Raw genomic sequence first — 23,273 nt, 5'->3', positions numbered from 1 at the left:
TATGGCTAGTCCGGTTTATTTTAGAAGTACCCGTGGCCAGGCTCCGGCCTTAACGTTCGATGCAGCCCTGCTACAAGGGCTAGCGCCTGACGGAGGCCTCTTTGTTCCAGAGCAGATCCCACAGCTTTCGCCTCGCGTGTGGCGACAGGCAACGTCTTTCCCAGAAATGGCAGCCGAGGTGCTTGCACAGTGGCTCCAAGGGGTGTTTTCACCCGAGACCGTGGCGGCCGTCGTAGCTGAGGCGCTTTCGTTTCCAGTCCCTTTAGTGCCCTTAAGCGATGAGCTCTATGTGCTAGAGCTCTTTCACGGCCCAACGCTTTCATTTAAGGACTTTGGCGCGCGCACCATGGCCCGCTTTGCCCGGGAAGTGCTGGCGCGTCGCTCAGAGCAGCTCTTGGTGCTGGTTGCTACCTCAGGCGACACTGGCAGTGCCGTGGCCGATGGATTTGCTGGGTTAGAGGGGGTACGTGTAGGATTGCTATACCCTTATGGCCAGGTTAGTCCTGTACAGGAACGCCAGCTCATCGTTAGGCGACCTGGCGTCGAGGCCTTTGCAGTCGAAGGCACGTTCGACGACTGCCAGCGACTGGTCAAAATGGCTTTTGCCGATCCAGACTTCCGCTCTCTTCGGCTTTCCTCAGCTAACTCAATCAACGTGGGACGTTTGCTGCCGCAAATGCTTTACTACATCTGGGCGGTAGCTGCAGGCGGCTTTGAGGACGTGGTCTTTTGCGTGCCCAGTGGCAACTTAGGCAACCTAACCGGAGGCGTGCTGGCAGCGCTCAGCGGACTACCTGTACGGCGTTTTATCGCTGCGCATAATGCGAACGACTTTTTCCCCCGCTTTCTGGCTGGTGAAGGACCAGCCTTTGGCCCTTCGCGTCGTACCCTTTCCAATGCAATGGACGTTGGGGCTCCAAGCAATTTCGAACGCCTCGAAGCGCTGCTGGGCGCGCAGCTGGCCCAGTGGATCTGGGGAACAAGCGTTTCAGACACGGAGACCCTGGAAAGCATCCAGCGCGTATACGCGTCCACAGGCTACGTAGCGGATCCACACACTGCGGTAGGACTCGAGGCCGCGCGGCGTTATCGCGAAACCACAGGCGATCGAACGCCTTTGGTCGTGTTGGCTACAGCACACCCGGCCAAATTCCCCGAGATTGTACGCCGCGCGTTGGGTTTTGAACCCCAAATGCCTGAACGTTTAGCCCGGCTTTGGGAGGCGGAAACGTCGGTTGTGCGCCTTGAGGCTACACTGGAAGCGCTAAAGACCCACTTGTTACCCCATGTGGTCGCTAATCGGACGTGACCCTGCCGATGTTGCTGCTGAAGCACTTTGCGTACCTGAGCCTTCTCGCCTCTCGTTTGAGGGATTTTCGACAGAAGCTTTTGCCGCATTGGAACGCCTGAAAGCGCAGCCTCATTTGGAACAGTACCGCCTGGAAAAACCTCTTTTGCAACAGCATGTGCAACAGCCTTTTCGGCGACTACGGGATGATTTGGTAGTCCATTGGGTATTGCCCAACGCGCTGGCGCTGGAGACAGAGCGCAACGTGTTCAGCCGATTTTTAAAGAACGATTTTGGGGCAGGGGGGTGCTATGCGCATTACTGGATGGCTTTTTACCGCCAGGGGTGGCGGCGTTTGGCGGATGTGCAGCTAATGGTGAGTTTGCATGCGGATGGCTTGCGGGCTGGGGTGTATGTTGGGGAACCTGCACGTACGGTTTGGCAGCAGGTTAGGGTGGCATTGATGGAAGAAGGCATAGAAGTGTTACGGTCATTGCTGCCGTTATTGCAATTTAAAATCTACTTGAGAAAAGGTAATAGGCGGCTATTGCCTGAGACAGAACTACCGCAGGCACTGCCTGCGGTATTGCGCAGTGCAGAGGGCCTTTGGGCAGGGGCGACGCTGTCGCGTGAAGAGGTATTGCATTGTAAATCAGCTGTGGTTTTTTGGATCTTAACGGTCTGGCGACAAGCCTGGCCATTGTATCGATTTTGCTGTGCGGTCAGCCGCTAATTGGAAAAGCTAGCACTTCGCCCTGGCCATCGTAGGGAAGCAAATACAACGTATCTCCGTAGACGGCCAGGCCCTCACGGGTGAGTGGCCAGCCCCAGCGCGTGCGGCCTACGGGAATGCGGTGTACCAGGCGCCAGTTTTCTGGATCAATCAGGTCTAGTACGCCTTTCCAGAGGTCACGATAACCGCCGCAGAGCAGATAAGCATCCACTAGCTTACAGTCTTGATAGGCCACCTTTGTAGGGTTGGGTACGCGGACCAGTAGCCGTCCCGCGAAGTCCCATACAAAGAAGTATTGGGAATTCCAGTCGCTACCATAGAGCCGACCCTGGCTGTCGGCAGCCAAGAGGCTGACGTGATGTTGAACTGTAAAGCTGTGTTGCACGGACAAATCCTGTGGAGAGAGTGCCAAGATGCGGGTAGATCCGTGGGGGTCGTACGTGGCATTGGGAATCCAGAGCCAGCGACCGTCAAAAGAAAGTCCCCCAGGATGGATACGTAGCCCTTCGGTAAGCTCAACGGCTTGCATGAGGCGGCCGCTGGCGCGATGCACTTGGAAAAGCCAGCCCTGGCGACGCATGCGATCGACAGCAGTCACAAATAGCACAGTATCGCTGACTACCAGGCCTTGGACATGATAAGCGTTAAATTGTAGCTGATATCGAGAAAGCTTTGCCGAGTCCAGCGTCGTTAGGCGCAATAGGGAGGAAAGTCTAGGACTTGCTGAGCTTGTAACGATCCTGCTGGTTTCCAGCCGTAAGGGCGGTGCAGGATAAGGTAAGGGTGCAGTTAGCAAAAGCAGCAAAGGAAAGAGGAAGTGGCGATACATCGCAGGGCGGGTAGCAAGTTGCACCGGCCCTAAGCTAGCTAACGTGTGTTAGCCAGCCTTAACGGAAGCGTTATTCCTTTGTCAACAGGAGCTCGCTTTTGTGCAGATCATGTGCTAATATGGGTCAAAAGCTTTTGAGCCATGACTATGCAAGAGCTGGTGCGGGTGCACGTGCAAGAACCGGTAGCGACGCTAGTGCTTAACCGGCCTGAAAAACGGAATGCGTTGAGCAGTGCGCTGGTTATGGCGCTTTCGGAGGCGTTAGCAGCGTTGGCCAAGGAGCCTTCGGTGCGGGTGGTGGTGTTGACGGGGGCGGGCAAGGTCTTTTCGGCAGGGGCGGATTTGGCGGAGCTGGAACGGTTGCAGCAAGCAACCGTGGAGGAGAACTTAGCGGATTCGGAGCAGCTGGCGGGTTTATTACGGCAATTGGCTTATTATCCTAAGCCCGTTATTGCAAAACTAAATGGACATGCCATTGCTGGGGGATGTGGGCTGGCCATCGCGTGCGACTTTGCTATCGCCGCGGCAGGTAGCAAACTAGGCTTTACTGAGGTGCGTTTAGGGTTTGTGCCAGCTATTGTTGGGGTGTTTGTATTGCGGCGTGTGGGAGAAACGGTAGCGCGGGATTTATTGTTGCGGGGTCGGCTTATTGAGGCTGAGGAGGCCGTGCGCCTTGGTTTGATTCATCAGGTAGTGCCTACCGAAGCTTTAGCGCAGACAGTCGATGCGCTGGCCCAGGAACTGGCCAGGGAAACGAGTCCCTCAGCGCTTGCGTTGACACGACGTTTACTCGCCGATTTGCCGGGTATGGGTTTTGATGCTGCGTTGGCGTACGCTACGCGTGTCAATGCGTTGGCGCGTGGAACCTCAGATTTTCGCGCGGGCATTCGGGCATTTTTGGCCAAGCAAGATCCTCCGTGGCGTACAGCGGCAAGCTAGGGATGGCACTGCTGCAGCCGTTTTATGAAAAACCTTGGCCACCTGCATTGCGCTCAGCGGCGCAGGCGCTCTGGTGTTGGCATTTGAACCTGCGGCGACCCCGCCTGCCTGAAAGCGCAGATGCGCAAGCGTTTCTGCAGGCAGAAGCCGAGCGCCTAATCCGGGGTGATCCTGTGCAAGTTGTGCCTCATGAGGTTTGGGAAGCTGCTTACCAGGCCTGCGTACGCCATCAATTGCCCTTAGCGTTGCTGGGTCGGCAGCTGCAGGCTGCCTGGGGGTGGATTAGTCCGGTGCGTTTCCCCGATGCAACTGCGCTAGAGGCTTTTGTTCAGGATTTTGCCGGTGCACATGGTCGGCTGCTGGTTCGTCTCATGGGCGTCGCTACGCGCTTTGAAGATACACTTGTGGATGCGTTAGCGGCCGGATTTTTTCTGACCGACCGGCTGGCGCGGCTACCGCGCGATCTGGCTGCTGATCGGCTGTTTATTCCACTGGAAGATCTCGATCGGGCAGGGGTTTCGGTAGAGCTGTTGCAACGCGGCGCTGGCAACTCGGCCGTGCGGCGCCTGCTTTGGAAGCAGGTAGTGCGGGCACAAGAAGCCTTAGCACGGGGCCGCACGCTGGTGCATGCTTTGCCTCGGCGCTATGCATCGGTCTTGCGCCGCGCTTGGCTTGAGGCGCTTGAAGTACTGCATACTATTGAACGCCGAGACTATGATCTGTGGCGCGGCCCTATTCGGCTCTCCCCTTGGCAACGCTTGCATATTGCCTACCAGGCCCGTTTTTCGCGGGTGGCTTTCCGCAAGTGAACACCTTTTTGACGCTGCCTACGTATATTGGCACTAAAAACCACGGTTCATCGATGACGACCTATCGCGACGCAGGAGTAGATATTCAAGCGGGTGAAGCATTGGTTGAGCGTATTAAGCCACTGGTGCGCTCAACCTTTACCTCGGGGGTACTTGCGGATATTGGCGCCTTTGGCGCTTTCTTTGCTCCCGACTTTTCCTGTTTTCGGCAGCCTGTGCTGGTGGCCTCCGTAGATGGCGTAGGCACCAAGCTTAAGGTAGCCTTTCTCATGAATCGCCATGATACGGTAGGGCAAGACCTGGTCAACCACTGCGTCAACGATATCGCTGTGTGCGGCGCGCAGCCACTGTTTTTTTTGGATTACTTAGCCACGGGACGGTTGCGGCCTGAGGTTGCTGAAGAGATCATCCAAGGTTTTGTAGAGGCCTGCAAGGCGAACGGCTGTGCTCTGATCGGTGGAGAAACTGCTGAAATGCCGGATTTTTATGCACCCGAAGAGTACGACCTCGCAGGGATGATTGTCGGCATTGTAGAACGTGAGGCCATCTTGGATGGGCGCCACGTTACGGATGGAGATGTGCTGATAGGTTTGCCTTCTACTGGACTGCACACCAACGGCTACTCGCTAGCACGAAAGGTCTTGCTTTCGCATTTCTCGGTGCACGACCGGCCAGCGCTCTTAGGAGGTGCCTCTGTAGGCGAGGCACTTTTGGCGGTGCACCGCTCATATTTGCAGCCGATCCGAGCTTTGATCGATGCAGCGTGCGTCCATGCCTTTGTGCATGTAACCGGCGGAGGTATCCCAGGAAACACGGTGCGGGTTGTGCCGAAAGGACTGCGTTTTGAAGTGGACTATACGGCTTGGGAACGACCACCAATTTTTCGGTTGATTCAGGAGCTAGGTCAGGTACCCGAAGATGACATGCGGCGTACGTTTAACCTGGGGATCGGGCTCATTGCTATTGTTCCAGCAGATCGCAAGGCAGAGGCCATGGCATGCTTAGAGGCCTTAGGGGAGCATCCGGTTGAAATCGGTAAAATCGTTACGGCCTAAAAAATGGCAGCCTTTTTGTGGATTGGAAACTTCTACTGCTATAATTTCCGTTATAGTAAAAACTGTATCCGATAGCATAAAAGGCGCCATGCTGTCTTTGCTGGTCATTTTGATTTTGAGCTACCTTGTAGGTTCTATTCCTGGAAGTGTTTGGGTAGGCCAATTGCTCTACGGGATTGACGTGCGTCATTATGGAAGCGGCAACGCAGGGGCGACGAACGTATTTCGCGTGCTGGGATGGAAAGCCGGCTTATTGGCTACGGTGATTGATTTGGGTAAGGGGGTACTGGCTGCAGGGGTCATTGCAACGCTGCGATTGGACGATCTACCTTCGGGGTTTTTGCATTGGCATATTGAAACGGTAGTTCGTTTGATGGCCGGTATTGCTGCTGTGTTGGGGCACATGTTTCCGATCTGGGCTGGATTCCGTGGGGGCAAGGGGGTTAACACCTCGGCTGGTGTGCTGCTAGCCTTGACGCCTGTTACGATGTTGATTACAGCGGCCGTGTTTGTGGTGGTTTTGGTGCTTTCGCGCTACGTATCGCTGGCTTCGATCACGGCCGCGATTGCGTTTCCATCGGCGGTGGCAATCCGCAAATATGTATTCGGGATTGAATCGCTAGACAGCAGTCTACTTATTTTTGGCATTGTGTTGGCCGTGCTGGTGATCTGGGCGCATCGGTCGAATATTCGCCGTCTGCTGAGCGGCACAGAAAATCGGGTACGGTCGTTTCGTCCAGCCCGAGGTATGCTGGGGCGTGGGGAACTGCAGCGCTGAGCGCACCTGCAAACCGACCGTTGTCATGAACGCAACTGCCAGCCAGGCCCGTTGGCCGGCCAGGCGAAAGCTGACCATTTTTGGCGCCGGCAGCTGGGGAACGGCCCTTTCGGTGTTGCTCACAGCCAATGGGCATCAGGTCACGCTTTGGGCCCGACGACCCGAAGTGGCAGCACATATCCGTCGCACGCGGCATAACCCCACCTACTTGACCGACGTTAAGCTCCCTGAGGCGATCTACGTCACTTCTGCACTTAAAGAGGCCGCACCAGAACGCGATGTGTGGATTGTGGCTACGCCAGCCCAGGCTGTACGCGCGCTGGCCGAGCAGCTTCGCCCCTGGGCGCGTGCTGAGCTGATTGTGGTTTCGGTAGCCAAAGGATTAGAAATCGCCACGCTAAAGACCACAACGCAGGTTCTAGCCGAGGTGCTGCCTGAGGTGCCTCGAGAGCGAATCGGGGTGCTCTACGGCCCCAGTCATGCCGAAGAGGTAGCTGCTGGCATGCCCACCACGGTAGTTGCGGCCGCACCTTCATGCGCTGTCGCTGAAGAGATCCAGGCCTTGTTCATGGCACCTACGTTTCGGGTGTACGTTAATCCCGACCTGATTGGCGTGGAAATCGCTGGATCAGTTAAAAACGTCATGGCGTTGGCAGCTGGCATGAGCGACGGTGTAGGGTTTGGGGATAATGCCAAAGCTGCCTTAATCACGCGCGGTATTGCAGAAATTCAACGTTTGGGTGTGCGCTTGGGTGCAGATCCAGCTACGTTTGCTGGCTTAGCTGGCATCGGAGACCTCGTCGTTACCTGCATGAGCCGGCATAGCCGTAACCGATACGTAGGGGAACAAATCGGGCGCGGCCGCACGCTGGAAGAGGTGCAACGGGAAATGCAAATGGTCGCCGAAGGTGTGCCTACCACTGCTGCAGTTTACCGATTGGCTCGCCAGCTTGGCGTTGAAATGCCCATAACTGAGGCGGTCTACCAGATTCTCTTTGAGGGCAAAAAGCCTGCAGAAGCGGTTCGCGAGCTCATGACACGGGAAGCGAAATACGAGGACTGGTTACCCCAAGCGGCAATGCTCGAACCACCCAATGGCCTTGTGGCCTCCAAATCGGCCTCTTGCCGATAGCCCTTGCGCTACTTACCATGACCCTGCAAGAGCTTAACCAGCTTGTGGCTCTGGGCGAAGGACCCACGCTGGAATTCAAGCGCAAGGTTCCTCGTCCAGAACGCATCGCCAAGGAAATTATCGCCTTTGCGAATACCCAAGGGGGACGCTTGCTGTTGGGCGTAGACGACAATGGTACTTTGGTAGGGGTGCGTGATGCCGACGAAGAAGTCTTTGCGCTTTGCCAAGCCTTGCGCCGCTGCGCCATCCCGCCAATTGCGTTTACGCTGGAGCGCATTCAGCTGGAGCACCGTCGAGAAGTGATCGTGGTTACCATCGAGGAAAGCGCACGCAAACCCCACTTTCTGCGTAACGGCCACCAGCGGCAGGCGTACGTGCGTGTAGCAGACCGCAGCATTGAGGCTAGCCCGGAAGTGCTGGCGCTCATGCGGGCACAAAAACGACCACGGCGCATTGTGTTTACCTTTGGCGAAAATGAGTTGCGCCTCATGCGTTACTTGGAAACCTATGGGCGCATCACCGTAACACAGTTTGCCCATCTAGCGAACTTGTCCCGCCAACAGGCTTCCCGTACGCTGGTGCGGCTAGCAGAAGCTAACCTGCTGCGCCTGCATCCAGACGAACCGCAGGATTACTTCACGCTGGCGTACAATGCCTTTGAACGTTAAGTGACAAACACCTGTCACGGAAGACCGCATAAGTTATCGCTACGCGAAGCGGCAAAAATCCGTATTTTAGGCGCAAGACCGTTATTGAATTGCAAAATGCCAGTCGTTGACGTCATACCATTGCACGAAGCGGCGCGTGAGCGTTACTTAAATTTTGCATTATCCGTTATTACCAGCCGTGCGCTGCCAGACATTCGCGACGGGCTTAAGCCCGTTCAGCGCCGCATTCTGTACGCGATGTTCCAGCACCTGCGTCTGTATCCAGATGCGCGGCATCGCAAAAGCGCCACCATCGTCGGTGAGGTGATGGGGAAATACCACCCCCATGGCGATGCCGCTATCTATGAGGCAATGGTACGCATGGCGCAGGACTTTTCATTGCGCTACCCTCTGGTTGATGGGCATGGCAACTTTGGCTCTATTGATGGCGATGCGGCTGCGGCAATGCGTTACACCGAGGCGCGCCTACGGCCGCTTGCTATGGAGCTGCTCGAGGAACTGCGGCGCCAGACCGTCCCTATGCGGCCCAACTTTGACGGCACGCTCTTCGAGCCCGTTGTGCTGCCCGCCCGTTTCCCTAACCTGATTGTCAATGGAGCCAGCGGGATTGCTGTGGGCATGGCTACCAGCATTCCACCACATAACCTGGGGGAAGTCATCGATGCGTTGTTGTACCTGATCGATGTCCCTCAGGCACCGCTGGAAGTGCTTGTTGAACGGTTTATTCCAGGTCCAGATTTCCCAACCGGTGGCCGCGTACTGAACACGCCAGCATCGCTGCTTGAAATCTACCGTACAGGCGAGGGAGCCATTGAGCTTCGAGGCGAATACCAGCTGGAAGGCAAGACGCGCTTGATCATTACTTCTATTCCGTATGGTGTTGCCAAAAGTGACTTGATCGAGAAAATTGCCGAGCATATTGCTGCCGGGAAAGTCCCCCAGCTCACCGACGTGCGCGACGAGTCTACCGACGAGGTTCGCATCGTACTGGAGCTTCGGCGCGGCGCCGATGCGGATGCAGCCATTGCCTATTTGCTGCGTCATACGCCACTGCAAATGCGTTTTCACGTCAATCTGACCTGCCTTGTGCCAACGGAAAATCCGGAAGTGGCGGTTCCTCGTAAGGTTGACCTCAAAACCCTGCTGCAGGCTTTTCTGGAGTTCCGCATGAAAGTCGTGGTTCGTCGCCTGCAGTACGACCTAGAGCAGCTCGAGCGCCGCATCCATATTTTGCGCGGTTTTGAGCAAATCTTTGGGGCTTTAGATGAGGCCATTCGTATCATCCGTTCTGCTCGTGACAAAGCTGATGCCGCGCAGCGACTTATGCATCGCTTTCAGCTCGACGAGCTGCAGGCCGATGCCATTTTGGAAACCAAGCTCTACAAGCTTTCTCGGCTAGAGATAGCGGCAATTCGCCAAGAACTAGAAGAAAAAGAAAAGCAGGCTGCCGCGTTGCGTGCATTGCTGGCCGACGAAGCCGCGCGTTGGCGGCTAATCCGTGAAGAGCTTCAGGCCATTAAAGCGCGTTTTGCAGACAAGCGGCGCACAACAATTGCTGGCCCAGATGAGGGCTTTGCCTACAACCAGGAAGCTTATATCGTCGACGAAGATGTTTACGTGATCGTCTCCCGGGATGGATGGGTGAAGCGCCAGCGTTCTTATACCGATGTGCAAAGCATTCGCGTGCGTGAAAGCGACGCGGTAGGTTGGGTTTTACCGGGATCAACACGCGCTACGGTAGGATTTTTTACCAATTATGGCCGTTGCTATACCACCCGCATTGAGGCGTTGCCAAGCACAACGGGCTATGGCGACCCCGTGCAGAAGCTTTTCGATTTTTCGGATCGGGAGCGCGTGGTGGGCGTCGTGGTGTTTGATGAACGGGCCCTGCCTCAGCCGATGCCGAGTCCCAAAACGGAGCCGGAACTTTTTGAAGACCGTGGTGAGCCTCAAGTCCTGGGTCTACACCTGGTAGCCATTACGCGGCTGGGCCAAACCCTGCGTATGCCTATAGACAGCTTTCGAGAGCCATCAACAAAAAACGGGCGGCTTTTTATGCGCCTGGAAACCGGAGATGAAGTCCTAGGCGTTGAGGTGGCTCGGGGGAATGAGAACGTGTGCTTGGCATCGCGAAACGGATATGTACTTATTTTCCCAGTAGCGCAGATCCCGCCCGTTCGCTCGGCGGCCAAGGGGGTCATTGCCATGAGGCTGGGGAAGGGCGACGAAGTACTCGGCTTTACGCTGGCTTCAGCTGCTCGCGAAGGCTTAGAAGTCGAAACCACACGTGGCCGTCGCGAAATTGTACGCATCACAAAGTTTGAAGTATCGCGTCGGGGTAACCGAGGCCGGCAAATCATCCGGCGTGGGCAGCTTGCACGGGTCATGCTACCCCCAGTAGAAATTCGATTCAACGGACAGCGATAACCTTTGCCGTGCCTATGGCTGAAGTCACCACCACCTATACCGGCAAAGACATTCAGGTGCTGGAAGGCCTTGAGCCTGTGCGTAAACGCCCAGGCATGTACATCGGGGGCACGGGCAAGCCCGGCCTGCACCACCTGCTTTGGGAAATTGTCGACAATGCCGTCGACGAAGCCGTCAATGGCTTTGCCTCGCTGATCGAGGTTACACTGCACGCCGACGGCTGCAGCGTAACGGTGTCGGACAACGGCCGGGGCATCCCTGTCGATCTACATCCTGTCAAAAAAATCCCCACCCTAGAGCTCATCCTAACCACGCTGCATGCTGGTGGAAAATTCGACCGCAAAAACTATATCACCTCGGGTGGATTACACGGGGTAGGCGCTTCGGTAGTGAATGCCCTTTCTGAAGAACTGGTGGCTACGGTGCGCCGCGACGGCAAAACCTACCAGCAGCGTTTTGCACGAGGTAAACCCAAAACCAAGCTTAAGGTCATCGCTGAAAATACACGGGGTACGGGGACAAGCATCTACTTCCGGCCTGATCCAGAAATCTTTGAAACGACAACATTTGATGCGGAGTGGATTCGTGAGCAGCTTGAGGTGAAAACCTACTTAAACCGCAACCTGAAGATCATCTTTAAGGATGAGACCAGCGGTGAACGGTACGAATTCCAGCATCAAGGCGGCATTGTGGACTACCTACATCGGCTTGTGCTCAAGCAGGGAAGCCGGGTGGTGCATGCTGTGCCGTTTGTGTTGCTTCAGGAAGAGCTCCGTGCAGGAGCAAGGTTAGAGGTAGCGCTCCAGTGGACTGAGGCGCCCCAGGAGCTGATCAAATCGTTTGTGAACGGCATTCCCACGGTTGAAGGTGGCACGCATGAGCAGGGCTTTAAAGATGCGGTGCGCGGTGCCGTACGGGCCTATATGGAAACGCATGACCTGTTGCCTAAAAACCTGGAAGTCACAGCCGACGACATTCGGGAGGGGCTGGTGGCTGTAATCAACCTGTTTATGGTAGAGCCGCAGTTTCAGGGGCAAACAAAGGAAAAGCTAAACAATCCAGAGGCGCGTACCCTGGTACTGGGTGCTGTCCGCTTGGAGTTGGAACAGTTCCTCAACGCGCACCCCACGATGGCCGAGGCGATTGTGGCACGGATTATTCAGGCAGCCAAAGCACGGCTGGCTAGTCGTGCAGCTGCCCGCTCAGTGCGCCGCCAAACGTCGGTTAGCCATCGGTTAAACCTCCCTGGAAAGCTGGCAGATTGTACTTCGACAAATCCAGAAGAGTGCGAGCTCTTCATTGTGGAAGGGGATTCGGCAGGTGGCAGTGCTAAGCAAGCCCGTGACCGTCGCTTCCAAGCTGTGTTGCCGCTTCGGGGTAAGGTACTCAACGCTGAGCAAGCTTCACTACGCCGGGTAGAAGACAACAAGGAGCTGGCCAACATTGTGCAGGCTCTTGGCTGCGGGTTAGGAGATCAGCTTGACCTTAATCGGCTGCGTTACCATAAAATCATTCTGCTGATGGACGCCGATTCCGATGGCCATCACATCACGACGTTGCTTTTAACCTTCTTCTACCGCTACCTGCGGCCGCTTATCGAAAACGGTCACGTCTACGTAGCCCAGCCGCCGCTTTACCGCATTGATGCCGGCAAAGAGACCTACTGGGCACTGGACGATGCCGACCGCGATCGCATTCTCCAAGAGCTTCAGAAGAAACGCAAAAACCTGCAGATCGAAATTCAGCGATTTAAAGGGCTAGGTGAAATGATGCCCGATACGCTGCGCGAAACCACGCTCGATCCGCAAAAACGCCGTTTGTTGCGCGTAACAATTCCTGAGACAGCACGCTTACTCACCGAGCAAACTATTGCCGAGTTAATGGGCCGGGATGTGTCGATGCGTTTTCGGTTTATCATGGAGAATGCTGCCCGAGTAGATGCCGAGGCACTGGACGTGTGATTATCTCTGGTGAGCAGCCAGCCATGTCCCTACAAAAATTAGGGCCATGCCCAAAAAGCTCCACGCCGAGGGCATTTCATCAAAAAACAGCACGCCCCATAAAACGCCAAACGCAACCTGCAGGTAATTCATCGCTACGGCCCGTCCAGCTAGCTCTTCGCCCAATCCTTTGGTCATCCAAACTTGGGCAACCTGAGCGGTGAGCCCTACACCGGCAATGAGCACCAGCCATTCCAGCGTAGAAGGCCAGACCGCTGTAGGAAGGGCTAAGGGCAGCGAGCCCACAGTAGCGACCAAGGGAAAATAAAACACAATGGTCAAAGGATGCTCAGTGCGGCGCAGCTCGCGTACCAGTACGTAGGCCGCAGCACTAAAGATCGCACTGAGCAGCGCACCGCCGACGCCCAGCAAGTCTAAGCCTCCTGTCTGTTCCCTAAATAGAAATGCGGGTCGTGCGATGAAGACTACCCCGATTAGGCTACACGCAATGCCCAGGAGCTCATACCGGCCTACCGGTTCCCCTAGCCAAAGCGCCGCAAGCAGGACGGTAAAGGCCGGGCTGGTTTGCTGCAGCACAAGGGTGTCGGCCAAGGGCAAGCGCGTTAGCGCAAAATATAGGCCACTGAGCGAGAAAAACCCTACCAGCCCGCGTAACAGGAGCAAACCGGTGCGCTGTCCGCGCCACGAGACGCCTGCCCAACGCAACAGGAGGTAGCTGTAGCCTAACGTAACCAGACTGCGGATGAGTACAATCTCTTGACTCGGAAGGCGCTCACCAGCAACTTTGACGAACAATCCCATTAGGCTAAACATCAAGGCTGCGCCGATCATGTAGCGCAGCCCGCTTGAAAGCCTCGTAGCCGTTGCAATAGCCAAGGTGTGCGTGCAGTTAAAAGCACTTTACGTGAACCGTATGCAAAGCGGTCTGCTCAAGCCCCTTTGCAGCATCCAGGACGGGAACGAAGTGCGCGCCCTAAGGTTTTAACGACGCCATGAAAAACGCATAGGTCCGTAGCTCAACTGGCAGAGCAGCTGACTCTTAATCAGCGGGTTGGGGGTTCGAGTCCCCCCGGACCTACGAAGCCCAGCGCAGCAGAAGCGCTTGGTCTACTCGTCTTCAAGCGTAAATCTTTTCTCCAACAACGTTGTCCGGTCATCGAACTACTTTCCCCGAAAGCGGCCAAGCATCCGGCCGATAGCAGAGCGGGATACGCGAAAGGACGCTTCCGTCCAAGGGCATCCCGTTAAGCGTAGCGAAATGGCTTGAGCACGCGCTGCGCAGGAGAAAAAAAGGTTGGCTAACAGGTCATGCCGGTACAACAGATTGGGAAAAAAGGCAGTAAAGTATAGCGTGCTGTCTCGGAAGACATAGCTTCCAAAGCCATAACCGATCACTTGACTTGTGAGCTCAAGGGCATTGAGCTCGAAGGCGAGCCGGATGCCTTGTTGTTCTGTTAGGTCGTAGGCAGGAAATGACTGCAACAAAAAAAGCCCATAGCCATAGCGGGGGTGAGGCTGGTCAGCCAGGATCTCGCATAAGGAAGTTTCTTTTTGGCCAAAGGGAAACTCGATGCCTACGCCCATCCGGTCTACCGTGGCGAACACAACAGGCGGCCGCTGCAAAAACTGCTGATGCAGCATTTGAAATTCTATAGGCCGCCAGTAAGGGTGCTTACCTACTTTCAGAAGCTCTTGGATAAACGCAGCATGCCGGGCGGAGGCTTGTTGCTGCGACTCTTGGTGAGAGGTAGGAGCGAGCGCCTCTTGTGCCGGCAACAACTGGGCCAGGGCAGAGGCCCAGACAGGTGCCTCTGCAGCCTGCATCCAGGCAGCTGCCCTAAGCAGCACGCGCATCCACGTCGCAATGTGATCGTAAATGCGCGCGAGTGTGCACAAACTCAGCGTTTGGGTTTCCGGATCGTACACCGGACCAGAGAGCGAGGCAAACGGCATAACCAGCGTATTGAGCGCTGCAGCCGCAGTGTCGTTGAGCACCAAGCCGCGAAGCATTTCCGTGCGTACTCCAATCAAAAAACCAGCCTCGCCCTCAGGTCCACGTTCTTCGCCAACGATCGCAATCGTTTGCGCGTGATTGTTGGGCCACCAGCGAAATCCTTCGGGCAATGATGCTGACAAAGCGCGATCGCCCCCGGTCAGCATTTGGTGGAGCCAGGCTATGGTTTGCTGTCCGATATGCATAGGTCTGCTTTGGTTTTATTCATCCTCTTCATCCTCCTCTTCCTCTGGAAAAAGGGATTTGAGATCCTCGCTTGCCACCTGATGCAAAGCCTCATCTAAATCTGGATAGAAAGAAGACTCAGCCCAGAAGAAATCCAGCGCCTCTTGTAGGTTACGCCAATCTATTTCCCGAAGGATGCGCCATAGGTATTCGTAGTAGAATATATCAGCAACTTCCCCCAGGGTTAAAGGTAGCGTTGAAGTGTGTTCTCCCTGGAATCTGAGATCTTCGAGCCAATCGTGATCATAATATTCGTCGACGAAACGGTAGTGAATCTGTGACCCGTCGCGTCGAGCATAAATGGCAGCTACATCGTAAGTTGTTGATCGGAGCGTAACCCGGGCAATTTCGACTTCGTCCGGTTCTCGTGGGGGAAGATACGCGCCTCCCATGAACATGGGATGGATGAAGAAGCCCATCTGCAGCTCCGTCTTTGTAACCGAACGCACAAGGGCGATAGCTTCTTCCTTGCGACCCTCACGCAGCAGGGCGTCAATTTGAGGAGCTAACTTTCTGCGCAGTGCAGAAGTCGACAGCTCCTGCAGCAGCTGGTCCCGGAGGCTCAAGGTAAAATAAGTCTCCGGGCGGTAAGAAAGGTCAATATGAGATGCCATGGCGCTAAGGCTTTATGGGTTGGAGGATACCTAGAGGTGCGATTAAATAGGCAAAGCAAAAATAAAACAACTTTGATGCCAAACTATATGAATGCGATAACCTACTATCAAGAACGCTATCGTCCCCAGTACCACTTTTCGCCTGAGCGCAACTGGATGAATGATCCCAACGGGCTGGTCTATGCACATGGCCTATATCACCTTTTTTATCAGCATAATCCTTTGGGAGATCAATGGGGGCATATGAGTTGGGGCCATGCGGTCAGCCGTGATTTGGTGCATTGGCAACACTGGCCTGTCGCTCTTTGGGAGACAGATGAGGTAATGATTTTTTCCGGAAGCGCGGTCTTGGATGTCTACAATACCAGTGGTTTGGGCACCCTGGACAACCCCCCACTGGTCGCTATTTATACTGGTCATTATAAGACCATGGAAAAACAGGCGCAGCATTTAGCTTACAGCCTCGATCGAGGTCGAAGCTGGATCCCCTATGCTGGCAATCCGGTGTTAGACATTGGTGAACGTGATTTTCGGGACCCTAAGGTGTTTTGGCATGCGCCTGAAGCTCAATGGATTATGGTTGTGGCTTTGGCAGCGGCACGAAAAATACAGATTTATGCCTCGAAGAACCTCAAGGAATGGACGCTACGGAGCACGTTTGGTCCAGCAGGTGCTGTAGAAGGGGTATGGGAATGCCCAGACTTGTTTCCGCTGCTCGTCGAAGGAGAGCCTGGCTCGGTGCGTTGGGTGCTCAAAGTGGACGTGAATCCTGGGGGACCAACAGGGGGCTCAGGTAGCCAGTATTTCATTGGCTATTTTGATGGCAGCCGCTTTACGCCAGAAGAGCCTGTCGCCGTAGGCCAGGCGCATGCCCGCTGGGTGGACTACGGGGCTGACTTTTACGCTGCCATTACCTGGTTTGGGGCACCTGGGGAGGACCTGTATCGACTGTGGGTGGGGTGGATGAACAACTGGCTTTATGCCCATGCTATTCCCACAAGCCCATGGCGTGGGCAGCTCAGCCTAGCTCGGCGGGTAAGCTTACGGCGCATCGGTGGCAGATTGCACCTGGTGCAGGCGCCTGTTCCGAGCTTAAGCACGTTGAGGCAGCGGTACTGGGCTATAGAAAATCAGCCTATCGTAGGTGAGCAGCGGCTTGCGATACAAGGGAAGACGCTAGAGCTGATTGCGGCGTTTGTTGTGGGCAAAGCACGTGTGGTGGGATTAAAGGTACGTGTAGGGGAAGGGGAGGAGACGGTGATCGGTTACGAGGTAGCTACGCAGCGCATTTTTGTAGACCGCAAGCGCTCCGGCCTGGTAGCTTTTCACCCGAAGTTTGCTACTCGGAAAGAAGCAAAGCTGCCACTTGAGGAAGGTAAGCTGCGGCTACGCGTGTTTGTAGATTGGTCTTCGGTTGAGGTGTTTGCCGGCGAGGGTCAGGTGGTGTTTACAGAACTGATTTTCCCTAAACCAGAAAGCGAGGGGGTGGTAATGTTTGCAGAAGGGGGCGAGGCGCATTTGGTGTCGTTGGAGGCCTGGGAGCTGGCGTCGGGGTGGAAAGCTATGTAGGCTTAAGCGTTTCCAACCGGTTTTGAGCACGCCGCCGGCCGGCTTCGGTCAGGTGCACCTCGCCAGAAGTTATGTACAGTAGGCCCTGCTGCTCTCCGGCTTTGAGGACGCGTTGAAGAACGGCTTCGGTCCAGTTCAGGTGCTGAGGTAACGTGGTTGGATGACGTTCCTCCAAAGCGGCAGCTTGTTGTTCGTGATGCAACAGGTGCAGCAGCAGCAGGTCCAAAGCGAACTCCAGCTGTTGCTTTCGGTGGCGATACCAACGTGCCCAAAGACCACTTTCAGGGGCAACGAGCCAGACAACCCCAAAGAGCACGCCGGCCATTGTGGCCATCGAGCCGGCAATCGACACATCCAGAAGCCAGGCCAAGCCATAGCCGGGCACGGCACTAAGCACCCCGCCTAGGACGCTGTAGAGCAGATAAGTCGGCATCCGGCGAGCCAGCAGTAGAGCAGTAGCCGGCGGACCAATCATCAGGGCAATGACCAAAATAGCACCTACTGCGTGAAAGGCGGCAACAATGGTCACTGCTACCATACCCATGAGCAGGTAGTGCAACACTGCGGGGCGAAAGCCGATCACGGCCGTATGGGCTGGATCAAAGGTGGCCAGCGTGAGCTCTTTATAGAGCAGGCTAAGGAGGAGTAGGTTCAAAAAAAACAAGCCACCCATGGTCCACAACGCCCTTGGACCCAGGTCGTAGCCCAAGTACTGCAGCCGATCAAAAGGCACAAAAGCCAGCTCTCCTAGCAGCACAGCATCGGTATCGAGATGCACCTGTCCAGCAAAACGGGCAATGAGCAGCACGCCTATGCTGAAAAGTGCTGGAAAAACCAATCCAATGGCTGCGTCTTCTCGCAGGCGGCCCGTTTTTTCTAAAAGCTCAATAAGATAAACGGTGAGCAACCCAGCTGCTCCCGCTAATAGAAGCAGTAAAGGATGATGCAAGCTATGCGTTAGGAGAAAGCCAACCACGATGCCGGGCAGGACGGCATGGCTAATGGCATCGCTAACCAGGCTCATGCGACGCATGACCAGGAAGGCCCCAGGTAAGGCACATGCCATGGCCGTCAGCACAGCAACAAGCTGGATTTCAAGCGCGGGGCTCATCTTCCGAACGGCTATCTGCTAAGCGCCAGCCGCGACCAGGCTCATGCTGCACCTGCCCGCGGCGCTCTAGTTGGCGCAAAATCGAGCTTACAGGAATCTCTGGTCCCAGTATAGCTTGAATACTGGAGGCCGGGTGGGGGCGGCCAGCATGGGGATGACGCCGTTCTAGCTCACGAAGTACCGCAAGTACCGCTTGCTGTGCACTACGTGCTGCACGCTGTCGTTTCCAGTACTGCCAAAACAAGCCGCGTTCGGGCGCAATAAAAAGGGAAATGGTGGCAAAAAGCGTTAGGAGCAGCACGATGATGGGGCCAGTCGGCAGTCGGGGCGCCAGACTGCTCAGCCAGGCTCCTGTAGCGCCACTAAGTAGGCCAAAAAGGCCGGCCAGCAAAAAGACCCGGCCATAGCGGCTGCTCCACTGGCGTGCTGCAGCTGCAGGTGCTACCAGCACGGCGCTCATAAGCACGACACCAACCGTCTGGAGGCCGATCACAATAGCCACGACCAGTACTGCGATGAGCAGCGTTTCGAGCTGGCGCACAGGTAAGCCCAAAGCACGCGCGTAATCGGCATCAAACAGTACTAGTTTCAGCTCTTTCCATAAAGCAACAACCAGGGCAAATACCGTAGCGCCTGCGACCGCCATCACCACAAGGTCTGTACGTAGCAATGTGGCCGCTTGACCAAACAAAAAGCGATCGAGACCTGCTTGAGCGGCGCCGGCAGTGTGCTGGGCGAAGGAAAGAAGTACGACGCCCATGCCAAAAAACACAGCCAGGGCCATACCCAGGGCGGCGTCGAAGCGTACGCGCGTGGTGCGCAGCACAGCTTGTACCCATAGTAGCGCTAGCGTACCACTTACGGCTGCACCAAGCTGTAGCACCACAGGTGCCTTTGAGCCGCTGATCAAAAAGGCGAGCACAATGCCTGGGAGTGCTGCATGCGAGACCGCATCCCCAACCAGTCCTTGCCGTCGAAGCACAGCTAGCGTTCCCAGTGCACCTGAGATCAGCCCTAACAAGGCTGACCCCGTCATAACAACGCGCAGCGTAAAGTCCATGATCTAGAAGGCTCTGGGCTCTTCTGCAGCAACAACCGTCCGCCCACCATAGGTGCGGCGAAGGTTCTCGGGAGTGAATGCTTCGCGGATTGGTCCGCAGGCGATGCACTGTACGTTCAACAGCACCACCCAGTCAAAGTACTCTGCTACGGTCGACAAGTCGTGATGCACAATAACTATGGTTTTACCTTGCGCTTTAAGCCAGTGTAGCACATCGAGCAATGCTGCCTCGGTGGGCGCATCTACACCTTGAAAAGGCTCATCGAGTAGGTAAATATCCGCTTCCTGGGCGAGTGCTCGGGCCAACAGCACGCGTTGCTGTTGGCCTCCCGAAAGCTGACCAATGGGGTGGTTGGCGAGCTCGGCTAGGCCAACGCGCTCCAGAGCAGCCTGCGCTAGGGCCCGTTCCGTTTTTCCAGGACGTCGCAGCCACCCCAGACGTCCATAAGTCCCCATTAAGGCTACATCGAAGACTGTTGCCGGGAAGTCCCAGTCCAGTTCAGCGCGTTGGGGCACATAAGCTACCCGGCGTTCGCGAGGCTGAAAAGGTTTTCCTAGCACATGAATGCGACCGGCTACTGGGCGCACAATGCCCAGCACTGCCTTGAGCAGGGTGCTTTTCCCCGCGCCGTTAGGTCCCACAACGGCCGTCATCTGCCCCACAGGGATTGCTGCATCAATATCCCAAAGCACAGGCCTTTGCTGGTAGGCCACCGTTAGGTCTTCAATTTCAATAGCCCACATCATGGTGTCTGTGCAGTACGCAGGGCCTCAATAATCGTATCGATGTTGGTACGAACCATGCCTGTGTAGGTACCTGCAGGCGTCTGGGGATCGCCTAAAGCGTCGGAATAGAGGGGGCCGGCCAGGCGTACGGTGTGCCCGCGTGCAGCTACGGCCTCTTGTAACGCCTTGAGGTAGCGTTCCGGGACGGAGCTTTCTACGAAGATGGCTGGCAGGCGCTTGGCGACAATAAAATCTGCGAGCATTTGCACATCGGCTGCTCCAGCTTCGGAGGCGGTTGAAACGCCCAGAAGTCCACGAACCTCCCAGCCATAGGCATCGGCAAAATAGCGGAAGGCGTCGTGTGAGGTCACCAGTACCCGATGATCGGAAGGCAGTTCAGCTGAGCGTTGCCGCACGTAGGCGTCGGTTTGCTCCATTTCGATAAGATAGGCCTGCAGACGCTCTTGGTAGATGGCTGCGCGGCCCGTGTCTATGCGAGCAAACGTTTCGGCTACGCAGCGGGCGGCGTGTTGCCAGCGCCGCACGTCCATCCACACATGCGGATCGTAGGTACCCCCAAAGCCTGAAGCCGTAAGCCGCAGGCTGTCGGGGATGCATTCAGCTACCGCTAGGGTCGGGCGCCCAAGCGCCTGCATACGGGCAAAAACCTCGGCCATTTTGCCCTCTAAATGCAGCCCGTTATACAAAATGAGGTCGGCTTGCTGCATGCGCGCTACATCGCCTTCGCTAGCTCGATAAAGGTGCGGATCAATACCAGGGCCCATAAGCGCAACGACCTGCACAGCCTCGCCGCCAAGCTGACGTGCTAGGTCGGCTACAATCGACGTGGTGGCTACCACCTGCAGCTTGCCCTCAGGTCGCGACCTGGTAGCTTGGCAGGCGGCCAGAAACAAGACGCAGCCGACAGCCCACCACCCTAAGAGGTAACTTCTACTACGGCCCATATTGCAGCAGCAAGCTCGTTGGGTAAGAGAAAGCGCTCTTCGCCTACGGCTAAACGCACGCCAGAAGCGGTGTGCTCGATCAAGCGCAAGACAACGCCTGGGCGCAAGCCCAACCGAGCAAGTAGGTTGAGTGCATCGGGGTCTTGCGCGCGCACGCGCACAATCCGAACCGTTGCGGGTACAGGCACTGCAGCAAGAGGATACCCCGATTCAAGCGGCGGAAACGTTAGCTCAGGCGTCGGAATCGGATCTCCATGGGGATCGCGCTCAGGATGCCCTAGCCATTCGGCAATGCGCGCCTCCAACTGTTCACTGATGACGTGCTCCAGACGTTCGGCCTCGTCGTGCACTTCGTGCCAGTCATACCCTAAAGCCTCAGCCAAAAACGTTTCAATCAAACGGTGATGACGCAAGAGTTCAACCGCTATGCGATAACCCGGACTTGTTAGCCGTGCCCCCTGGTAAGGCCGATACTCGACCAAACCCATGGCCGACAGCTTTTGTAGCATACCGGTTACCGAAGCCGGCCGCACGCCCAACCGCTCTGCCAGTGTCGTGGTCGATACCGGCTCCCCTTCGCCTAAGAGGAGAATCTGTTTCAGGTAATCCTCTTGAGATTCAGTAAGCATTTTTAATGCACCGATGATTAGAACCAGACTATAATTTAGGAAAACCTAAAACAAAATGCAAGCGCTAAAAAAGTGCCCCGCCTGTGCGGGGCACTTTTTTAGCTGTAGGCGCTGCAGCTTAGCGCAAGTGCATAAGCGTACGGCTTTGAATGCCCTGAGGTGTTTCCAAGCGATACTGGTATAGTCCAGCTGGCAGTGTGGAGGCTTCAAAAACCACTTCGTAGCGTCCGGCTGGAAGCTGGCCATCAACCAAAGTTACTATGCGTTGACCCAGTAGGTTATAGATGGCCAGCGTGGCAGGCATCGTTTGCGGGAGTTCAAAGGTGATCGTTGTTTTTTCCCGAAACGGATTCGGATAGTTCGGGTGCAGCTCTAAGAGAGTAGGGGGAGTGCCCTCAACGGGTTCGATGGATGTAAGTACAAGCTGACGTGGACGAATCTGGCCGCGGATTTCTCCGGCCGGGTACTGAGCGGTGTGTACATTGACATAGAGCTCCCCGGCCAGCAAAGCTTGGATCAGTTCGTCTGTGAGCGGCTGTGCATCGGTAGGGCGCCAAACGCCCTGGGCCGTACTGCCTTCGAACGGGATGGCACGGACTACGGGACCGTCTTGCCCAGCAGGTGCCCGATGAAAGTGTGCTGCCTGCACGGGTCCTGTAAGGTCGCTTACCGTAATGTGATACACCAGTCCAGCTTCAGTCAAGGTTAAGAATGCTGTGCCGCGGCCACTACTTGTGACGCTACTGGTCTCTTGGGAAGGATCTAACAAAACAGCTGCGCTTATACCTTCGGCTAGCTCTACTTGTCCTCGGATTTCTCCGGCTGGGTACTGGGTCGTATGTACGTTTAGGTATAGGTGGCCTGTAAGCAGGGCCACAATGAGTGAGTCTGGAAGATTGGTCCAAACGCCGGAAGCCTGGTTCCCGCTAAAGCTAATGGGATGTACCACAGGGCCGTCGACCCCTGCTGCACCATAATGAAAGTGCGCTGCCTGAACCGGACCGCTTAGATCGACAACCGTAATGTGGTAGACCAATCCTGCTGGGGTAAACGTCAGCTCAGCAACGCCATAACCATTACTCATTACATCATGGCTTTCTTGGCTAGGGGTTAGCCTTGCCCTAAGGGCTGTACCGCTGGCTAAGCGAATCTGGCCGCGGATTTCTCCGGCCGGGTACTGAGCGGTGTGTACATTGACATAGAGCTCCCCGGCCAGCAAGGCTTGGATCAGTTCGTCTGTGAGCGGCTGTGCATCGGTAGGGCGCCAAACGCCCTGGGCCGTACTGCCTTCGAACGGGATGGCACGGACTACGGGACCGTCTTGCCCAGCAGGTGCCCGATGAAAGTGTGCTGCTTGGATTGGTCCAGTTAACCCATCAACGGTTACAATGAACTGCAATCCCTCTTCGGTTAGGGCCATAGCGGCTGTACCACGGCCACCACTGGTCACGCTGCTGGTTTCTTGGTCTGGGGTTAGTATGGCGGTAAAAAAGGTTTGGGCTTGGAGGGGAGCTGCAGCTAGCAGCATAACAAGCAGCCCGCTCAGAATAGTGTAAGGTGTTTGCATGGCTTTTAAAAGTTGGGTGGATGTGAAGCCCTACGGTTTAACAGTACCCGAGCAGCAGCTTATGCCTACGCACAAACGATTCGAAGCTTGCAGCGTTTGCAGAGCGTCTTTTTCCAAAAAGATATGCCCCTCAAGAAATTCTTCGACGGTTGCAGCAAGGATTAACCTACGAGG

The 23,273-nt window shown here is 55.8% G+C and carries 21 protein-coding genes and 1 tRNA gene; 12 read left to right on the top strand and 10 right to left on the bottom strand.

All coding sequences use genetic code 11. From position 1 onward, the window contains the following. Position 1 precedes the first annotated feature (1 nt). Positions 2-1,309: a threonine synthase gene (gene thrC, locus J8E65_RS06560; RefSeq protein ID WP_210374835.1), complete on the top strand. Its 1,308-nt coding sequence runs from the start codon at positions 2-4 to the stop codon at positions 1,307-1,309. Next, positions 1,287-2,021 carry a hypothetical protein gene (locus J8E65_RS06555; RefSeq protein WP_210374834.1) on the top strand — a complete coding sequence of 245 codons (735 nt, stop codon included), beginning with the start codon at positions 1,287-1,289 and terminating at the stop codon, positions 2,019-2,021. Before thrC ends, J8E65_RS06555 begins: the two co-directional genes overlap by 23 nt. Here J8E65_RS06555 and J8E65_RS06550 read toward each other — a convergent pair. Then, positions 2,011-2,850 carry a DUF6454 family protein gene (locus J8E65_RS06550; protein ID WP_210374833.1) on the bottom strand — a complete coding sequence of 280 codons (840 nt, stop codon included), beginning with the start codon at positions 2,848-2,850 and terminating at the stop codon, positions 2,011-2,013. The two genes, J8E65_RS06555 and J8E65_RS06550, sit on opposite strands and share 11 nt — an antisense overlap. A gap of 141 nt (positions 2,851-2,991) precedes the next feature. Here J8E65_RS06550 and J8E65_RS06545 point away from each other — a divergent pair, with 141 nt between their 5' ends. The 8 genes from J8E65_RS06545 (at position 2,992) to J8E65_RS06510 (ending at position 12,619) form a co-directional block, all read left to right on the top strand. Beyond that, on the top strand, positions 2,992-3,789 hold the full coding sequence (locus J8E65_RS06545; RefSeq protein ID WP_210374832.1) for an enoyl-CoA hydratase/isomerase family protein: 798 nt from the start codon (positions 2,992-2,994) through the stop codon (positions 3,787-3,789). A gap of 2 nt (positions 3,790-3,791) precedes the next feature. Beyond that, positions 3,792-4,598, top strand: a complete 807-nt coding sequence (locus tag J8E65_RS06540; RefSeq protein ID WP_210374831.1) for a phytoene/squalene synthase family protein — start codon at positions 3,792-3,794, stop codon at positions 4,596-4,598. 53 nt (positions 4,599-4,651) lie between these two features. Then, positions 4,652-5,653, top strand: coding sequence for a phosphoribosylformylglycinamidine cyclo-ligase (gene purM / locus J8E65_RS06535; RefSeq protein ID WP_210374830.1), 1,002 nt, complete (start codon positions 4,652-4,654; stop codon positions 5,651-5,653). Between the two features lie 88 nt (positions 5,654-5,741). After that, the gene (gene plsY / locus J8E65_RS06530; protein ID WP_210374829.1) at positions 5,742-6,431 is read left to right on the top strand and encodes a glycerol-3-phosphate 1-O-acyltransferase PlsY; all 690 of its coding nucleotides are present in this window, start codon (positions 5,742-5,744) and stop codon (positions 6,429-6,431) included. A gap of 25 nt (positions 6,432-6,456) precedes the next feature. Next, the gene (locus tag J8E65_RS06525) at positions 6,457-7,563 is read left to right on the top strand and encodes an NAD(P)H-dependent glycerol-3-phosphate dehydrogenase (RefSeq protein ID WP_210374828.1); all 1,107 of its coding nucleotides are present in this window, start codon (positions 6,457-6,459) and stop codon (positions 7,561-7,563) included. 17 nt (positions 7,564-7,580) lie between these two features. Then, positions 7,581-8,231: an RNA-binding domain-containing protein gene (locus J8E65_RS06520; RefSeq protein WP_210374827.1), complete on the top strand. Its 651-nt coding sequence runs from the start codon at positions 7,581-7,583 to the stop codon at positions 8,229-8,231. A gap of 96 nt (positions 8,232-8,327) precedes the next feature. After that, positions 8,328-10,658, top strand: coding sequence for a DNA gyrase/topoisomerase IV subunit A (locus J8E65_RS06515; protein WP_210374826.1), 2,331 nt, complete (start codon positions 8,328-8,330; stop codon positions 10,656-10,658). 14 nt (positions 10,659-10,672) lie between these two features. Next, the gene (locus J8E65_RS06510) at positions 10,673-12,619 is read left to right on the top strand and encodes a DNA gyrase/topoisomerase IV subunit B (protein ID WP_210374825.1); all 1,947 of its coding nucleotides are present in this window, start codon (positions 10,673-10,675) and stop codon (positions 12,617-12,619) included. On the opposite strand, the gene J8E65_RS06505 is transcribed toward J8E65_RS06510, so the two are convergent. Next, complete coding sequence (locus J8E65_RS06505; protein WP_237181714.1) at positions 12,620-13,495, bottom strand: DMT family transporter; 876 nt, start codon at positions 13,493-13,495, stop codon at positions 12,620-12,622. Between the two features lie 129 nt (positions 13,496-13,624). Here J8E65_RS06505 and J8E65_RS06500 point away from each other — a divergent pair. After that, a tRNA-Lys gene (locus J8E65_RS06500) sits at positions 13,625-13,697 on the top strand. A gap of 83 nt (positions 13,698-13,780) precedes the next feature. On the opposite strand, the gene J8E65_RS06495 is transcribed toward J8E65_RS06500, so the two are convergent. Beyond that, positions 13,781-14,818, bottom strand: coding sequence for a hypothetical protein (locus J8E65_RS06495; RefSeq protein WP_210374824.1), 1,038 nt, complete (start codon positions 14,816-14,818; stop codon positions 13,781-13,783). Positions 14,819-14,833: 15 nt separating this feature from the next. Beyond that, positions 14,834-15,472 (bottom strand): hypothetical protein, encoded by a 639-nt coding sequence (locus J8E65_RS06490; protein WP_210374823.1) that lies wholly within the window; start codon positions 15,470-15,472, stop codon positions 14,834-14,836. Between the two features lie 87 nt (positions 15,473-15,559). Between J8E65_RS06490 and J8E65_RS06485 the strand changes: the two genes are divergently transcribed. Next, the gene (locus tag J8E65_RS06485) at positions 15,560-17,041 is read left to right on the top strand and encodes a glycoside hydrolase family 32 protein (protein ID WP_210374822.1); all 1,482 of its coding nucleotides are present in this window, start codon (positions 15,560-15,562) and stop codon (positions 17,039-17,041) included. On the opposite strand, the gene J8E65_RS06480 is transcribed toward J8E65_RS06485, so the two are convergent. From J8E65_RS06480 to J8E65_RS06455, 6 genes are all read right to left on the bottom strand, one after another. Next, positions 17,034-18,152: a metal ABC transporter permease gene (locus J8E65_RS06480; protein WP_210374821.1), complete on the bottom strand. Its 1,119-nt coding sequence runs from the start codon at positions 18,150-18,152 to the stop codon at positions 17,034-17,036. The genes J8E65_RS06485 and J8E65_RS06480 overlap by 8 nt on opposite strands. After that, positions 18,136-19,212 (bottom strand): metal ABC transporter permease, encoded by a 1,077-nt coding sequence (locus J8E65_RS06475; RefSeq protein WP_210374820.1) that lies wholly within the window; start codon positions 19,210-19,212, stop codon positions 18,136-18,138. Before J8E65_RS06475 ends, J8E65_RS06480 begins: the two co-directional genes overlap by 17 nt. A 3-nt stretch (positions 19,213-19,215) precedes the next feature. Then, positions 19,216-19,959 (bottom strand): metal ABC transporter ATP-binding protein, encoded by a 744-nt coding sequence (locus J8E65_RS06470; RefSeq protein WP_237181712.1) that lies wholly within the window; start codon positions 19,957-19,959, stop codon positions 19,216-19,218. Beyond that, a complete protein-coding gene (locus tag J8E65_RS06465; protein ID WP_210374819.1) occupies positions 19,956-20,903 on the bottom strand; it encodes a metal ABC transporter solute-binding protein, Zn/Mn family in 948 nt (315 codons plus the stop codon). Before J8E65_RS06465 ends, J8E65_RS06470 begins: the two co-directional genes overlap by 4 nt. Next, positions 20,876-21,532 carry a metal-dependent transcriptional regulator gene (locus J8E65_RS06460; protein ID WP_210374818.1) on the bottom strand — a complete coding sequence of 219 codons (657 nt, stop codon included), beginning with the start codon at positions 21,530-21,532 and terminating at the stop codon, positions 20,876-20,878. The genes J8E65_RS06465 and J8E65_RS06460 overlap by 28 nt, the downstream gene beginning before the upstream one ends. 118 nt (positions 21,533-21,650) lie before the next feature. Further along, a complete protein-coding gene (locus J8E65_RS06455) occupies positions 21,651-23,099 on the bottom strand; it encodes a CHRD domain-containing protein (RefSeq protein ID WP_210374817.1) in 1,449 nt (482 codons plus the stop codon). Positions 23,100-23,273: the final 174 nt, after the last annotated feature.

The sequence above is a fragment of the Rhodothermus bifroesti genome (genome assembly GCF_017908595.1).
GTDB lineage: Bacteria > Bacteroidota > Rhodothermia > Rhodothermales > Rhodothermaceae > Rhodothermus > Rhodothermus bifroesti.
The sequence above is the reverse complement of the archived record's forward strand: the minus strand, read 5'-3'. Positions and strand labels throughout refer to the sequence as shown.

Excerpts from the sequence above, each read along its gene's own strand:
- J8E65_RS06470 (WP_237181712.1), bottom strand. The coding sequence starts at position 19,959 with ATGATGTGGGCTATTGAAATTGAAGACCTAACGGTGGCCTACCAGCAA.
- J8E65_RS06490 (WP_210374823.1), bottom strand. The coding sequence starts at position 15,472 with ATGGCATCTCATATTGACCTTTCTTACCGCCCGGAGACTTATTTTACC.
- J8E65_RS06525 (WP_210374828.1), top strand. The coding sequence starts at position 6,457 with ATGAACGCAACTGCCAGCCAGGCCCGTTGGCCGGCCAGGCGAAAGCTG.
- J8E65_RS06455 (WP_210374817.1), bottom strand. The coding sequence starts at position 23,099 with ATGCAAACACCTTACACTATTCTGAGCGGGCTGCTTGTTATGCTGCTA.
- J8E65_RS06460 (WP_210374818.1), bottom strand. The coding sequence starts at position 21,532 with ATGCTTACTGAATCTCAAGAGGATTACCTGAAACAGATTCTCCTCTTA.
- J8E65_RS06550 (WP_210374833.1), bottom strand. The coding sequence starts at position 2,850 with ATGTATCGCCACTTCCTCTTTCCTTTGCTGCTTTTGCTAACTGCACCC.
- J8E65_RS06485 (WP_210374822.1), top strand. The coding sequence starts at position 15,560 with ATGAATGCGATAACCTACTATCAAGAACGCTATCGTCCCCAGTACCAC.
- J8E65_RS06475 (WP_210374820.1), bottom strand. The coding sequence starts at position 19,212 with ATGGACTTTACGCTGCGCGTTGTTATGACGGGGTCAGCCTTGTTAGGG.
- J8E65_RS06540 (WP_210374831.1), top strand. The coding sequence starts at position 3,792 with ATGGCACTGCTGCAGCCGTTTTATGAAAAACCTTGGCCACCTGCATTG.
- J8E65_RS06515 (WP_210374826.1), top strand. The coding sequence starts at position 8,328 with ATGCCAGTCGTTGACGTCATACCATTGCACGAAGCGGCGCGTGAGCGT.
- J8E65_RS06495 (WP_210374824.1), bottom strand. The coding sequence starts at position 14,818 with ATGCATATCGGACAGCAAACCATAGCCTGGCTCCACCAAATGCTGACC.
- J8E65_RS06510 (WP_210374825.1), top strand. The coding sequence starts at position 10,673 with ATGGCTGAAGTCACCACCACCTATACCGGCAAAGACATTCAGGTGCTG.
- J8E65_RS06465 (WP_210374819.1), bottom strand. The coding sequence starts at position 20,903 with ATGGGCCGTAGTAGAAGTTACCTCTTAGGGTGGTGGGCTGTCGGCTGC.
- plsY (WP_210374829.1), top strand. The coding sequence starts at position 5,742 with ATGCTGTCTTTGCTGGTCATTTTGATTTTGAGCTACCTTGTAGGTTCT.
- J8E65_RS06555 (WP_210374834.1), top strand. The coding sequence starts at position 1,287 with ATGTGGTCGCTAATCGGACGTGACCCTGCCGATGTTGCTGCTGAAGCA.
- J8E65_RS06545 (WP_210374832.1), top strand. The coding sequence starts at position 2,992 with ATGACTATGCAAGAGCTGGTGCGGGTGCACGTGCAAGAACCGGTAGCG.
- J8E65_RS06520 (WP_210374827.1), top strand. The coding sequence starts at position 7,581 with ATGACCCTGCAAGAGCTTAACCAGCTTGTGGCTCTGGGCGAAGGACCC.
- J8E65_RS06480 (WP_210374821.1), bottom strand. The coding sequence starts at position 18,152 with ATGAGCCCCGCGCTTGAAATCCAGCTTGTTGCTGTGCTGACGGCCATG.
- thrC (WP_210374835.1), top strand. The coding sequence starts at position 2 with ATGGCTAGTCCGGTTTATTTTAGAAGTACCCGTGGCCAGGCTCCGGCC.
- purM (WP_210374830.1), top strand. The coding sequence starts at position 4,652 with ATGACGACCTATCGCGACGCAGGAGTAGATATTCAAGCGGGTGAAGCA.